The 14,245-nt window shown below is 62.5% G+C and carries 12 protein-coding genes; 2 read left to right on the forward strand and 10 right to left on the reverse strand.

All coding sequences use genetic code 11. The features are described from left to right. Positions 1-207 precede the first annotated feature (207 nt). Together dcd and CAF90_RS07100 are read left to right on the forward strand one after the other, a co-directional pair. Positions 208-774, forward strand: a complete 567-nt coding sequence (dcd, locus tag CAF90_RS07095) for a dCTP deaminase (protein ID WP_007954988.1) — start codon at positions 208-210, stop codon at positions 772-774. A gap of 106 nt (positions 775-880) precedes the next feature. Next, entirely contained in the window at positions 881-1,090 is a 210-nt protein-coding gene (locus CAF90_RS07100) for a hypothetical protein (protein ID WP_085605329.1), read from the forward strand. A gap of 39 nt (positions 1,091-1,129) precedes the next feature. On the opposite strand, the gene pdeM is transcribed toward CAF90_RS07100, so the two are convergent. The 10 genes from pdeM to CAF90_RS07150 form a co-directional block, all read right to left on the reverse strand. Further along, positions 1,130-1,786, reverse strand: a complete 657-nt coding sequence (gene pdeM / locus CAF90_RS07105) for a ligase-associated DNA damage response endonuclease PdeM (RefSeq protein ID WP_085605331.1) — start codon at positions 1,784-1,786, stop codon at positions 1,130-1,132. Further along, positions 1,786-4,272, reverse strand: a complete 2,487-nt coding sequence (locus CAF90_RS07110; protein ID WP_085605333.1) for a ligase-associated DNA damage response DEXH box helicase — start codon at positions 4,270-4,272, stop codon at positions 1,786-1,788. Before CAF90_RS07110 ends, pdeM begins: the two co-directional genes overlap by 1 nt. A 59-nt stretch (positions 4,273-4,331) precedes the next feature. Then, positions 4,332-5,096 (reverse strand): ABC transporter ATP-binding protein, encoded by a 765-nt coding sequence (locus CAF90_RS07115; protein ID WP_007954993.1) that lies wholly within the window; start codon positions 5,094-5,096, stop codon positions 4,332-4,334. A 13-nt stretch (positions 5,097-5,109) separates the two neighbouring features. Continuing rightward, positions 5,110-6,228 (reverse strand): succinylglutamate desuccinylase/aspartoacylase family protein, encoded by a 1,119-nt coding sequence (locus tag CAF90_RS07120; RefSeq protein WP_085605335.1) that lies wholly within the window; start codon positions 6,226-6,228, stop codon positions 5,110-5,112. Between the two features lie 12 nt (positions 6,229-6,240). Beyond that, entirely contained in the window at positions 6,241-6,951 is a 711-nt protein-coding gene (locus CAF90_RS07125; protein ID WP_007954996.1) for an ABC transporter permease, read from the reverse strand. After that, the gene (locus tag CAF90_RS07130; protein WP_007955000.1) at positions 6,948-7,676 is read right to left on the reverse strand and encodes an ABC transporter permease; all 729 of its coding nucleotides are present in this window, start codon (positions 7,674-7,676) and stop codon (positions 6,948-6,950) included. Before CAF90_RS07130 ends, CAF90_RS07125 begins: the two co-directional genes overlap by 4 nt. 56 nt (positions 7,677-7,732) lie before the next feature. After that, the gene (locus CAF90_RS07135; RefSeq protein ID WP_085605337.1) at positions 7,733-8,515 is read right to left on the reverse strand and encodes a transporter substrate-binding domain-containing protein; all 783 of its coding nucleotides are present in this window, start codon (positions 8,513-8,515) and stop codon (positions 7,733-7,735) included. Between the two features lie 228 nt (positions 8,516-8,743). Then, positions 8,744-10,432, reverse strand: a complete 1,689-nt coding sequence (locus tag CAF90_RS07140; protein WP_085605339.1) for an ATP-dependent DNA ligase — start codon at positions 10,430-10,432, stop codon at positions 8,744-8,746. After that, complete coding sequence (locus CAF90_RS07145; RefSeq protein WP_085605341.1) at positions 10,429-11,463, reverse strand: ligase-associated DNA damage response exonuclease; 1,035 nt, start codon at positions 11,461-11,463, stop codon at positions 10,429-10,431. The genes CAF90_RS07140 and CAF90_RS07145 overlap by 4 nt, the downstream gene beginning before the upstream one ends. Positions 11,464-11,670: 207 nt before the next feature. Further along, positions 11,671-14,121, reverse strand: a complete 2,451-nt coding sequence (locus tag CAF90_RS07150; RefSeq protein ID WP_085605343.1) for a penicillin acylase family protein — start codon at positions 14,119-14,121, stop codon at positions 11,671-11,673. Positions 14,122-14,245: the final 124 nt, after the last annotated feature.

The raw sequence follows: 14,245 nt of genomic DNA on the forward strand, positions 1-14,245 counted from the left end.
GGCGCCACCTTAACCCTTTTTCCGGAACGTGCCAATGCTTCTTGCGAAGGTTTCTCTGTTTTAGGGATCGGCGGTGTGACGGTTCGTCGCCAGGCCGCGTAATTCCTGCACGTTCGGCGAGATTTGCAGCCCGGACTTTGAACCCGGCGGCGCGCCCGGTAAGATGCCGGACAGATTTTTTCCACCTCGCTATTCAGGACACCCGCCATGAGCATCAAATCGGACAAGTGGATTCGCCGCATGGCGCAGGAACACGGCATGATCGAGCCGTTCGTCGAGCGCCAGGTACGTGGCAGCGACGACAGCCGTGTGATCTCCTACGGTGTGTCGAGCTATGGCTACGATGTGCGTTGCACCAATCATTTCAAGGTGTTCACCAACATCAATTCGGCCATCGTCGATCCGAAAAACTTCGACGCCGGCAGCTTCGTCGACGTCCACAGCGACGTCTGCATCATTCCACCGAACTCCTTCGCCCTGGCCACGACCGTTGAATACTTCCGTATTCCACGCAACGTCCTGACCATCTGCCTGGGCAAAAGCACTTACGCTCGCTGCGGCATCATCGTCAACGTCACCCCGCTCGAGCCCGAGTGGGAAGGCCAGGTGACCCTGGAGTTCTCGAACACCACCAACCTGCCGGCGAAGATCTACGCCAACGAAGGCGTGGCGCAGATGCTGTTCCTCGAATCCGACGAGGAATGCGAAGTCTCCTACAAGGATCGTGCGGGCAAGTACCAGGGCCAGCGTGGCGTGACCCTGCCTCGCACCTGATCCGTCCATCCGGCAGTTACCGGGAATTCTTCGGCGGGTAGACACTCTATGGGGTGTACTGCCCGTTTCGCGAACAGCGGGACGGGCCTTCGCCGAGGAGTGCTCCATGAAGATCGATCCGCAAATCACTGCCGAACTGGCAAGGCTCGAGCCCAATCAGATTGGCGTATTGGCCTGGTCCTTGTTGGCACACCCGCCCATCGCCATGGCTGGCGGAATTCCTCACCAGCCCGATCCCGATACCCCCAACGAAGAACCAACCGAGCCCGGCGAACCGACGCTGCCGGACAAACCGCCACCCGCCCCCGTCGCTTGATTGAATGCATGGCTCGTCGGCTGAATCCTCAACAGGACTTCAGCCGACGGGCCATATTTCGTTGTCGCCGATGACAAAGATCCGACAGCTGTCTTCCTTCTCCACCGGATAACCGCCGGTGAAGGCCCCGAACGCCGGCAGCAGGCTGATGCGTTCTCCCAGTCTGAAACACGCCAGACGCAAACGCTGACGTCCCTTGCCGTTCAACCGATAGACCGGGTGGACGTGGCCAGCAAGCACGTGGCGTTCAGCGTGCGGATCGGGTTCGTGCTGCAACGCGAAGGGCCCCAGCAGCATCGGCTCCGGCACCACCCGAATGTTCAGCGACTGCGGCGGATCACCGGCACGTTTATCGTGATTACCGCGAATCAGCGTGATCGGCAGATCGGCATAGCGTGAGCGCCACTCAGCCAAAACACTCAAAGTGCCCGGGGCATGCGAACCCGGCCCGTGCAGAAAGTCCCCAAGAAAGATCAGTTGCCGACACGGCAGTTTCGCCAGCAACTGCTCGATCACGGCGATGTTGCTCGCTGTCGTGCCCTGCGGCACCGGCTGCCCCAGGCGCCGATAAGCGGCAGCCTTGCCGAAATGCACATCGGCAATCAGCAGCGCCTGTTGCGCCGGCCAGTACAGCGCCTTTTCCGGCAGCAACCAGAGGTCTTCGCCTGCCAGACGCACGGGGTAGGGCGTGTTCATCAGGATTGGCCCTTGTCAGCGGTTTTCTCCAGATCGCCGACCATTCGGCGGATCCGGTCGGCGAGTTTTTCCGAGCTCATGCTTTCGCGCATGCGTTCCACCAGCAATGGAAACCCGAGCGGTGTAGGACGTTTGATCAGGTGCAGGTTCAGTTTCATCCGGTTGATTCGCTCCAGTGTCTGTTCCAGTCGACGAATATCCAGTTCTTCTCGTAGTACTTCTTCCCCGGCCTGCGCCAGTAGCAGGTTGTCGGCGTCGTATTGTTTGAACACTTCGAAGAACAGCCCGCTGGAGGCCTGCACCTGACGGGTGCTTTTCGGCGCGCCGGGGTAACCGGCAAACACCAGTCCGGCAATCCGCGCGATTTCCCGAAAGCGCCGCAGCGCCAGCTCCCCCGCGTTGAGGCTGGCCAGCACATCCCTCAATAAATCCTCGGGGCTGAGCAGGGCATCATCCAGTTGCACAGACCAGTCAACGGGCGTAGCGCTGAGCAATTCCAGTCCGTAATCGTTGACCGCAATCGAGAAAGTCACAGGCAGGCGCTGACTGACCCGCCATGCCAGCAGGCTGGCCAGCCCCAGATGCACCTGACGTCCGGCAAACGGATAGAGGAAAAGGTGCCAGCCTTCGCGGGATTTCAGCACTTCGGCCAGCAGATTGTTGACGGTCGGCAGGCCCGACCAGCGCATCTGCGTTTCCAGCAATGGTCGCAACGCCTGTATTTCCGGGCCGACAAATTCGCCGTGTGCCGCCGCGCTGAACCGGCTGACCACCGCTTCGGCCAATTCATTGGAGAGCGGCATGCGCCCGCCATTCCAGCGCGGTACGGCGGCTTTTTTCGCGGTGCTGCGTTTGACGTAAGCGGTCATGTTTTCCACCCGCACCAACTCCAGCAAGCGCCCGGCGAACAGGAAGCCATCGCCGGGCTTGAGGCGGGCGATAAAGCCTTCTTCAACGCTGCCCAGTTGTTTGCCGCCCCCGCCCTTGCTCCAGAACTTCAAATGGATCGCGGCATCGCTGACGATGGTGCCGATGCTCATGCGATGGCGGCGCGCCAGACGGGCATCGGGGACGCGCCAGATCCCGTGCTCATCCGGCTCGACCCGGCGGTAATCCGGGTACGCCGTCAGCGACATTCCGCCGTGGCGTACGAACGCCAGCGCCCACGACCAGTCCGCGAGTGTCAGGTCGCGATAAGCCCAGGCACCACGGACTTCTTCGTACAGCTCATCGGGAACAAAGCCACCGCCCAAGGCCATGCTGACCAGATGCTGCACCAGCACATCCAGCGGTTTGTGCGGTGACAATCGAGGCTCGATCCGCCGCTGCGCCACGGCATCGCGGGCCGCCGCGGCTTCGATCAGTTCCAGACTGTGGGTCGGCACCAGGGTGACCCGCGACGTTCTACCGGGCGCATGGCCCGAACGCCCGGCGCGCTGCATCAGCCGCGCGACGCCTTTGGCCGAGCCAATCTGCAGCACGCGCTCCACCGGCAGGAAATCCACCCCCAGATCCAGACTTGAAGTGCAGACCACGGCTTTGAGTTGGCCGTTCTTCAGCGCTTGCTCGACCCAGTCGCGGGTGTCGCGGGACAGCGAGCTGTGGTGCAGGGCGATCAGGCCGGCCCAGTCCGGTCGCGCTTCCAGCAACGCCTGATACCAGATTTCCGATTGCGCCCGGGTGTTGGTGAACACCAGGCTGCTGGCGCAGACGTCCAGTTCGGCAACCACCTGCGGCAACATCTTCAGACCGATGTGCCCGGCCCAAGGAAAGCGTTCGATCGCCGGTGGGAGCAGGGTGTCGACCTTGAGCGACTTTTCGCTTTGCCCCTGAATACTGACGCCGTCGCCCTGTGGGATCAGCACCTGTTCGGCGTGGGACTGATTGCCGAGCGTCGCGGAAACTCCCCAGACGATCAGCCCCGGCTGCCAGCGCCGCAACCGGGCGAGGGCCAGTTGCAATTGCACGCCGCGCTTGTTGCCGAGCAATTCGTGCCACTCATCCACCACGACCATGCGCAATGTCGACAGCGCCGTTTGCGCGTCCGCGCGGGCGAGCATCAGGGTCAGGCTCTCCGGGGTGGTAATCAGCGTGGTCGGCAGGCGTCGGTTCTGGCGGGCTCGCTCGCTGCTGCCGGTGTCGCCGGTGCGCAGGCCGACGCTCCAGGGAATCTGCAGATCGTCCAGCGGCGTTTGCAGGGCGCGCGCAGTGTCGGCGGCCAGCGCCCGCATCGGCGTGATCCACAAGACGGTCAGCGGTTCGGCGGGTGGTGGGCGTTTGCGAGTGGTTTCAGCAACAGGCCCGGAGCGGGCAAAGCGATTGAGCGCGGCAAACCACACCGCATAGGTTTTACCGGCACCGGTGCTGGCGTGCAGCAGGCCGGATTCGCCACGTTTGACCGCCGCCCACACCTGCTTCTGAAAGGCGAACGGCTTCCAGTCGCGGGCGCTGAACCAGTGTTTGGCGAAGTCGGTGGAAGTGCCCATGCCGGCGACGTGTGCTCTGAAGGTGTTCCTTCAGTGACCGCGCCGGCCGGGCAATAGTTTTACTTGAGATTGCCGCTGAGGAATTGCTTCAGGCGTTCGCTTTTCGGATTGCCCAGCACTTCTTCGGGCGCGCCTTCTTCTTCCACCAGCCCCTGATGCAGGAACAGCACCTGGCTCGAGACCTTGCGCGCAAAGCTCATTTCATGGGTGACCATGATCATGGTCCGGCCTTCTTCGGCCAGGCCCTGAATCACCTTGAGCACTTCGCCGACCAGCTCCGGGTCCAGCGCCGAAGTCGGTTCATCGAACAGCATGACTTCCGGCTCCATCGCCAATGCCCGGGCAATCGCCACCCGTTGCTGCTGACCACCGGAGAGAAACGCCGGGTACTGATCCGCCACCCGCGCCGGCAGACCGACCTTTTCCAGATAACGCCGGGCGCGGTCGTCGGCTTCCTGCTTGCTGCAACCCAGCACCCGGCGCGGGGCCATGGTGATGTTTTCCAGCACGGTCATGTGGCTCCACAGGTTGAAGTGCTGGAACACCATCGCCAGCCGGGTGCGCAGGCGTTGCAGTTCATCGGCGTCAGCCACGTGCATGCCGTGGCGGTCGGTGACCATGCGGATCGCCTGGCCATCGAGGCTCATCGCGCCGTCGTTGGGTTGTTCGAGAAAGTTGATGCAGCGCAAAAATGTGCTTTTGCCCGAGCCGCTGGCGCCGATCAGGCTGATCACGTCGCCGGTCTTGGCCTTGAGCGAGACGCCTTTGAGCACCTGATGGTCGCCATAGCTTTTGTGCAGGCCTTCAACGGTCAATTTGTACATGGGACAGGCATCCTCAAGGCGAAAGTAGATAGCCGCTGCGATAGGCTTCGGCGCCCGCGACGTGGGCGATCACCATACCGGCGGTGGCCATGCGCCGCAGCGAGCGGGCATAGAGCAGACCGGAAGCGGTGCAATGGACTGGTGTGACCCGGTCGCTGATCGGGTCGATGATTTCGGCGATTTTCTGCCCGGCTTCCAGCCACTGTCCGGGTGTGGCGCTGTAGACCAGCAGGCCGCCGACGGGAGTGGCTACCGGTTCCACGCCGGCCAGCGGTGTGGCGGGATGTGGCAGCGCCGGCAAGGCTTTGGGCTCACCGACGATAGCGCCGAAATGGATCAGGTAATCGATCAGCGCCTGGCAATCGCGACTGGCCAGCGGATGGGTGACATCTCCCTGGCCACGCAATTCGACGGTGACCGAGAAACTGCCCAGCGGAATCTCGAAGTGTTCGCCGAAGCGCTCCTTCAATTGCCACCACAGCAGGGTGAAGCACTCGTCGAACGACTGGCCGCCGGAGTCGGTGGCCAACAGGCTCGCCTGGGATTCGATATAACGCGCCAGCGGCTCGACCTGCGGCCACGCCTCGGGCGTGGTGTACAGGTGAACCACGGATTCGAAATCGCAGTGCAGGTCCAAAACCATGTCCGCATCGCAGGCCAGCCGTTGCAGGGTCAGGCGCTGGGATTGCAGCTGAGTCGTGGCGGTGTGGCGGGCGAGGGCGTTGCGCAGGCTGGAACGGATCAGTTCGAGGTTGCGCTGCGGGTCATCGCTCAGTTGCGCTTCGATTTCGTTGCCGATTTCTTCGCTGAGGTCGACGAACCAGCGGTTGAAGTTCTGCCCGCTCTCCAGCTCGTAGCGGCCCAGCGGCACGTCCATCAGCACCTGTTCGAGGCCGACCGGGTTGGCCACCGGCACCAGCACGATTTCGCTGCGCAAGCGGCCGGCGGCTTCCAGCTCCGCCAGACGCTGCTTGAGGTGCCAGGCCACGAGCATGCCGGGCAGTTCGTCGGCATGCAGCGAGGACTGGATGTAAATCTTGCCCTGGGCCTTGTCCGGGCCGAAGTGAAAACTGTGGATCTGTCGTGCGGTCCCCGGCAGCGGGGCCAGCAGGTCATGTATCTGGTGGCGCATCTCAAAAGGGTCCTAGTGGGTCGGGCCGAGGAAGGCCAGCCATCGGCGTTCGGCAAGGCGGAACAGGCCGACCAGCGCAAAGGTGATGGTCAGGTAGATCAGCGCGGCGATGCCGAACGACTGGAAGGTCAGGAAGGTCGCCGAGTTGGCGTCCCGCGCGACTTTCAGGATGTCGGGGATGGTCGCGGTGAAAGCCACGGTGGTCGAGTGCAGCATCAGGATCACTTCGTTGCTGTAGTACGGCAACGAACGGCGCAGCGCCGACGGCATGATCACGTAGGCATACAGCTTCCAGCCGGTCAGGCCGTAGGCCTTGGCCGCTTCGACTTCGCCGTGGTTCATGCTGCGGATGGCCCCGGCGAAAATTTCCGTGGTGTAGGCGCAGGTGTTGAGGGCGAAGGCCAGGATCGTGCAGTTCATCGCATCGCGAAAGAAACTGTCGAGCACCGGTTGCGCGCGCACGGCGGCCAGGCTGTAGATCCCGGTGTAGCAGATCAGCAACTGGATATAGAGCGGCGTGCCACGGAACAGGTAGGTGTAGAACTGCACCGGCCAGCGAATGTAGAAGTGCGGCGACACCCGGGCGATCGACAGCGGTATCGACACGAGGAAACCGAAGAAGATCGAGGCGCTGAGCAGCCACATCGTCATCGCCAGCCCGGTGATGTTCTGGCCGTCGGTATAAAGGAAGGCTTTCCAGTATTCCTGCAGGAGTTCGATCATCGTACGGCCTCCCGGGCACCGGCGGCGTAGCGGCGTTCGAGCCAGCGCAGGATGATGTTCGAGGCACTGGTGATCAGCAGGTAGATCAACGCGGCGAGAACCAGGAAGTAGAACAGTTGATAGGTGCTCTTGCCGGCGTCCTGCGCGGCCTTGACCAGATCGGCCAGGCCGATGATCGAAACCAGCGCGGTGGCCTTGAGCATCACCATCCAGTTGTTGCCGATGCCCGGCAGGGCGAAGCGCATCATTTGCGGGAACACCACGAAACGAAAGCGCTGGCCGCGCTTGAGGCCATAGGCGGTGGCGGCTTCGACCTGACCGCGCGGCACGGCGAGAATCGCCCCGCGAAAGGTTTCAGTGAAGTACGCGCCATAAATGAAGCCCAAGGTCAGGACCCCGGCGCTGAACGGGTCGATCTCGATGTATTCCCATTCCAGGTAGTCGGTGAGCGTCGTCAGCCAGGTTTGCAGGCTGTAGAAGATCAGCAGCATCAGCACCAGGTCCGGCACTCCGCGAATCAGCGTGGTGTAGAGCTGGGCGGGCAGGCGCAGCAGTTTGACTTTTGACAGCTTGGCACTGGCGCCGAGCAGGCCGAGCAACACGGCCACCAGCAGCGACAACGCCGACAATTTGATGGTCATCCAGGTGCCCTCCAACAGCAAAGGGCCAAAACCCTTGAGGCTGAAGGCGGAGAGCCCCAGATTTTGTAAGAGGTTTTCGAACATAAATCAGCAACCTGACTGAATGAAAAAGGCGCCCATCGAGGATGGGCGCCGGGGCATTATTTGCCGCTGTACAGATTCAGATCGCCAAAGTGTTTCTTTTGAATCTCTGCGTATTTGCCATCATCGTGTAACGCTTTGATACCTTTATCCAAAAGCGCTTTCAGCTCGGTGTTACCTTTCTTAATACCGACAGCGGTCTTGGCTGGCAGCAGGTGGTTGTCGACCGGCTTGCTGACTTCATACTCGGCGCCTTGGGGCGACTTCAGAAAGCCCAATTCGGCCTGCAACATGTCCTGAATGCCCGCATCGAGACGGCCGGAGGTCAGGTCGGAATACACCTGGTCCTGATTCTGATAGGCCTGGGTTTTCACGCCGGCCTTGTCCAGCACGGCTTTGGCGTAGGCTTCCTGGATGGTGCCTTGCTCGTAACCGACGGTTTTGCCTTTCAGCGAGGCGACGTCGTCGGTGATGCCCGAACCTTTTTTCGACACGTAGGCGGTCGGGCCGGAGAACAGCTCGCTGGAGAAGTCGATGACTTTTTCGCGGGCTTCGGTAACGGTCATTGACGAGATCACACCGTCGAATTTATTGGCCTTGAGGCCCGGAATCATACCGTCGAAGTCACTTTCGACCCATTTGCACTTGACCTTCAGCTCGGCGCAGATCGCGTTGCCCAGATCGATGTCGAAGCCAACCAGGCTGCCGTCTGCCGCTTTCGACTCGAACGGTGCGTAGGAAGGGTCAACGCCAAACCGCAGTTCTTTGTATTCCTTGGCCAGCGCGGAGCCGGCGGCCATGCACAACGCCAGTGCAGAAAGGGTCAGCAATGCTTTTTTCATTATTCAATCCCTAAGAACCAATATGAGCGCTTGTGGCGCGGAATGATTGTTACTGGAGCGCTTACGACTTATAGAAAGTAGCAATTTCCGAACCAGAGTCCCGAACAAGTGTTTTAAAAGGTATAGGAAGTGCAGGCGGGGGCCGGTCAGTGCACGAAAACGGGCGCGCCGGAAAAGCTGCACCAGGTTGGTTCGGTGCAGGGATTTCCGGGCGTCAGGGGAAGGGAATCAGACCAACAGGTTTTGCAAGGTCGTCAGGCTGTCGGCCTCGTCCACGGTCTTGTCCTGGCGCCAGCGCAGCATGCGCGGGAAGCGCACGGCGATGCCGCTCTTGTGTCGGCGGGAGAGGGCGATGCCTTCGAAGCCCAGTTCGAACACCAGGCTCGGCTTCACACTGCTGACCGGGCCGAATTTTTCGACTGTGGTCTTGCGCACGATGCTGTCGACTTCGCGCATTTCCGCATCGGTCAGCCCGGAATAGGCCTTGGCGAAGGGCACCAGCGCTCGCGCACTGGAACCGGGCGGGCCGTCCCACACCGCAAAGGTGTAATCGCTGTAGAGGCTGGCGCGGCGACCATGCCCTCGCTGGGCGTAGATCAGCACCGCGTCGACGCTGAACGGGTCGACCTTCCATTTCCACCACACGCCCATGTCCTTGGTTCGGCCCACGCCGTACATCGCGTCCCGAGCCTTGAGCATCATGCCTTCGACCCCCAAGCGTCTGGAGGCTTCGCGCTGGCGGGCGAGGTCGAACCAGTCGTCACCTGTCAGGATCGGCGAAGGCAACAGCACCGGGTTGTTGCAGCGGGCGATGACCTGCTCCAGTTGCTCACGACGCTTGGCCTGGGGCTGGTTGCGCCAGTCTTCGCCCTGCCATTCGAGCAGGTCGTAGGCGAGTACCACCACCGGCGCGTCTTCAAGGATTTTCCGGTCCAGCGACTTGCGGCCGATCCGTTGTTGCAACAGTGCGAAGGGTTGCACCGCCGGCGCTTCTGTCGACTGCGGATCGAACGCGTCTTCGGTGACCGGGCGCTGGTTTTTCCACACCACAATCTCGCCATCGATCACCGTGCCGTCGGGCAAACCGTGCACCAGCGTGTCGAGTTCGGGAAAACGTTCGGTGACCAGTTCTTCGCCCCGGGACCAGATCCACAGTTTTCCGTCGCGCTTGACCACCTGCGCGCGGATGCCATCCCACTTCCATTCCACCTGCCAGCTACTCGCCGGCCCGAGCAGTGCGTCGAAGGTTTCCACCGGTTGCGCCAGGGCGTGGGCGAGGAAAAACGGGTAGGGCTGGCCGCCACGCTGGGCGTGCTCGTCGCTGGATTCGGGGGCGATCAGTTTCAGGTAACTGGCAGCGGTCGGCCGGTTGGACAGGTCGGTATAACCCACCAATCGTTGCGCCACGCGTTTGCTGTCCAGCCCGGCCATCGAAGCCAGGGCACGGGTCACCAGCAGTTTGGAGACGCCGACCCGGAAGCTGCCGGTGATCAGTTTGATGCACAGCATCAGGCTCGGCCGATCCAGTTGCGCCCACAATGCGGGTAACTGATGGGCGAGGTATTCCGGGGTTTCACCGCGCAGGGGCAGCAGTTTGTCTTCAATCCATTCGGCGAGTCCGGCCTCGGAAGTGTGCGGGTGTTCCGGCAGCACCAGCGAGATGGTTTCCGCCAGATCGCCCACCGCTTGATAACTCTCCTCGAACAGCCATGGCGAAAGCCCGGACATCTCGACCGCGAGTTCTCGCAGGATCCGCACCGGCACCAGTTGCCGAGGCCGCCCGCCGGACAAAAAGTACACCGCCCACGCGGCATCCTGCGGTTGCGCCTGGGCGAAGTAGGTTTGCATGGCCGCCAGTTTGGCGTTGCTGGAGGTGGTGGCGTCGAGTTCGGCGTACAACCCGGCGAAGTCTTTCATGGTTGCACCTCGGCAACGGCGGGCGTGGCGGTGGACAGCTCTTCTTCATCGTCACCGTATTCGGTGTTGAAACCTTGTGCGTCCAGCCCTTTTTCGCGCAGATGACGCACCAGCACGCCAATCGAGCCGTGGGTGACCATGACCCGCTCGGCGCCGGTCTGTTCGATGGCCCACAACAGGCCGGGCCAGTCGGCGTGATCCGAAAGCACGAAACCGCGATCGACCCCGCGCCGCCGGCGGGTGCCGCGCAGGCGCATCCAGCCGCTGGCGAAGCTGTCGCTGTAATCGCCGAAACGGCGCATCCAGCTGCTGCCGCCGGCCGAGGGCGGGGCGATGACCAGCGCCTGGCGCATCATCGGGTCGTTCTTTTTCACATCGCCGGCGTAGAGGGTTGGCGGCAGGTAGACGCCGGCCTCGCGGTACACGCGGTTCAGTGGCTCGACCGCTCCGTGGCTGAGGATCGGCCCGAGGGTTTCGTCGATGCCGTGGAGAATCCGCTGGGCCTTGCCGAACGAATAGCAGAACAGCACGCTGGCCTTGCCGGCCTCGATGTTGGCCTGCCACCACTGATTGATCTCGGCGAACACCTGCGCCTGCGGCTGCCAGCGGTAGATCGGCAGGCCGAAGGTCGATTCGGTGATGAAGGTGTGGCAGCGCACCGGTTCGAACGGCGCGCAGGTGCCGTCGGGTTCGATCTTGTAGTCGCCGGACGCGACCCAGACTTCGCCGCCATATTCCAGCCGCACCTGAGCCGAGCCAAGCACATGGCCGGCGGGATGAAAACTTAAGGTGACGCCGTGGTGGGTCAGGCGCTGGCCGTAGTCGAGGGTTTGCAGGTTGATGTCCGCGCCCAGACGCGCGCGCAGAATCCCTTCGCCGGCGCTGGCAGCCAGGTAATGCTGGTTGCCGCCACGGGCATGATCGCCATGGGCATGGGTGATCACCGAGCGCTCGACGGGCCGCCACGGGTCAATGTAGAAATCCCCGGCGGGGCAGTAGAGGCCTTCGGGGCGGGCGATAACAAGGTCCATGGCGTTACCGGAATGGAGGGACTTGTTAGCTATGAGGTTGGCGCGAAGTCAGAAGTTCTATTGATTTTCTGAACTGTCGCACGATCGTTCCCACGCTCTGCGTGGGAATGCCTCAAGGGACGCTCTGCGTCCAGTGACGCGGAGCGTCACGGGCTGCATTCCCACGCGGACGGTTCGACGCCTCGACGTGGGAACGATCATGGGGGGTTATTTGCCGGGGGTAAGCGTCAACCGCGTCTTGCCATACACCCGGTCAAAGTTCTGCGGCTGCATCGGCAAGCCGATGTACTGGCCCTTGAGCCACGGATCGATGCCGTTCAGGTAGTTCGGGCTCACCGGATTCCCGGATTGCCCCGTCCCGTTCTGCCCCATCAACGGTTCGCTCTGACCGAAATCGACAATGAAGCGCATCGACGGCGCACGGGTGGTGTTGAAGTCCTGACCCCAGGCAAACGCTGCGGTGTTGAGCGTGGTGTGGTCACCGCCCGCCGCGATCGGGCCGCGAACGGTCTGGCCGTTGGCATTCTTCCACTCGTAGCGGTGCAGTTTGCCCCACTGCCAGGCCCGGCGGTCGCCGCTCAATTGGCTGTCGCCGGCGCTGATCGCTGCCGCCAGACTACGGGCGAGGATCGTCGGTTTGTCTTCTTTTTGCGGGGTGCGGGCGTCGTCCCAGAACGGGCTGTCTTCGCGGCCCAGCAAGTGATCAGCCTGGGCAGCGTAGGACATATCGCCATTGGAGATAAACGCTTTCCACGCCGGGCTGCCTTGCGGGCCGAGCTCGTCGAGGAAAATCTGCTTCATGCTTTCCTGCAGGAACAGCTCGTAGATCGCCGCATCGGCGGAAGTCGGGCTGAGCTTGCCGTCGAAGGCCATCAAGCGGGTATAGGCCTCGCGGGCCTTGCTGCGCTCGGCTTCCGGCAGTGCGTCGATCGCCTGTTTCAGCGGCTGCGCCATGCCCGGTGCCTCGAACATTTTCTTCAGTTTGGCGGCGAAGGTGGTGGTCTGGTCGTACTGCATGGCGATCACGCTGCGACCGTCGTGTTTACCGCTGCCGGCCAGTTCGGCCAGGCGCTCGCCACGCTCCGGCGCCGCCCAGGAATTGGACAGTTGCATGCCGTAGCCGTGAGGGATGACCCGCTGGTTGGCGGTGCCGAGCCAGCCTTGGGCCGGGTCCTGATCGTACGGGTGCAGCATCGGGTCGGCGTAACCGTCCCAGTCATAGCGACCTTCCCAGCCCGGCGACGGCAGCAGACCTTCACCTTCACGGCGGTTCGGGAACCGCCCGGTAACTTGCCAGCCAATGTTGCTGGCGTCGGCAAACACCAGATTCAGCGCGATGGCGCGGATTTCCCGGCTGGCGTCGGAGGCGCGCTCAACGTTCTGCGCGCGGCTCAGATCGAAAAACGCATCGAGGGATTTGTCGTCGGTGAAGCTCGGCGTCTGCAAGGCCAGGCCAAAACCCGCGCCCTGAGCGGCAGCCTGGGTGCTGTTGAGCAGCGCGCCATGGCGGGTTTCGTACACCGCTTCGCGAATCGGCCGTTGGCCTTTGACGAAGTAGGTTTCGTTGCGCACCGCAACCGGTTGCCACTTGCCGTTGACCTCGTAGGACAACGTGCTGCCCTGACGACGGATTTTTTCCAGGAACAGGTCCTGGTTATCGCCGAGCACGCTGGTCAGGCTCCACGCCACCTTGCCGTTGAAACCGCCGAGCACCATCGGCAGACCGGCCACGGTCACGCCGGCGGCCTGGTATTTCGGAGCGCGGATCTGCACGAAACTCCACAGCGACGGCGCAGCCAGCGGGCCATGGCTGTCGCTGGCCAGCAGGCTCTTGCCGCTGCGGCTGCGTTGCGGGGCGATGGCCCAGTTGTTCGATGACTGAGTGCCCAGCAGGTTGATGGCGGCCAGTTGTTCGCTGGCGTTGCTCAGCTCCGTCAGCCCCGGAATCTGCCCGTTGAGCTTGATGCCTTGCAGCTTGTCGGCTTCGGCCAGCGGCAGGTTTTCGTCGGGAGCGGACGGGGTCAGCCACGCCAGTTTGTCGTTGGTCACGGTCTGCGCCAGCACCAGCGAAGCGATTTCTTCCGGCAGGTTGGCCGACTGGCTGAAGTTCAGCAGGCAGAAGATCAGCGCCGAATCTTCCGGTTTCCAGTATTCAGGCTTGTAGCCGCTGGAAGCCAGATCCCCCGGCAGTTTGTCGGCGTAGCGGAACAGGTAGGCGTTGACGCCCCGGGCATAGACCTCGAAGAAGCGCTTGAGCCGTGGCGACGAAGCCTTGTACAGCTCGCCGGCGCTTTTCTTCAGATTGACGGCGCGCATGTAGCGGTCGGCGTCGAGCATCGACGAACCGGACATTTCCGCCAGACGGCCCTGGGCCAGCAGGCGCAGGGTGACCATCTGATTGATCCGGTCGCTGGCGTGCACATAACCGAGGGCGAATAACGCGTCGTGGAAGCTGTTGCTTTCGATCAGCGGCATGCCCATGGCATTGCGGCGCACCGAAACGTTCTGCGCCAGGCCCTTGAGCGGCTGCACACCGGAGGTCGGCGGGAGGGTGTCCTGGGCGTTCCAGGTCTGACAACCGGTCAGGCTCAGAACACCGGCCACTGCTGCGGCAACGCCGAACCGGGGAAGAAAATGTGAAAGGGCTGGCGAGGCCATGGCAAAGCTCCTGCGGGGGTGTAGAGGCTGGGGGCGCAATAAAGCCGCTACGTTAGTGAGCAGGAGGGGGCCGCGCAAGCGGGGCGAGCGGTTATTTCTTCCCGTTGATCGTTCCCGCGCGCGG

Source organism: Pseudomonas sp. B37(2017), from assembly GCF_002112885.1.
Classification (GTDB): domain Bacteria; phylum Pseudomonadota; class Gammaproteobacteria; order Pseudomonadales; family Pseudomonadaceae; genus Aquipseudomonas; species Aquipseudomonas paraglycinae.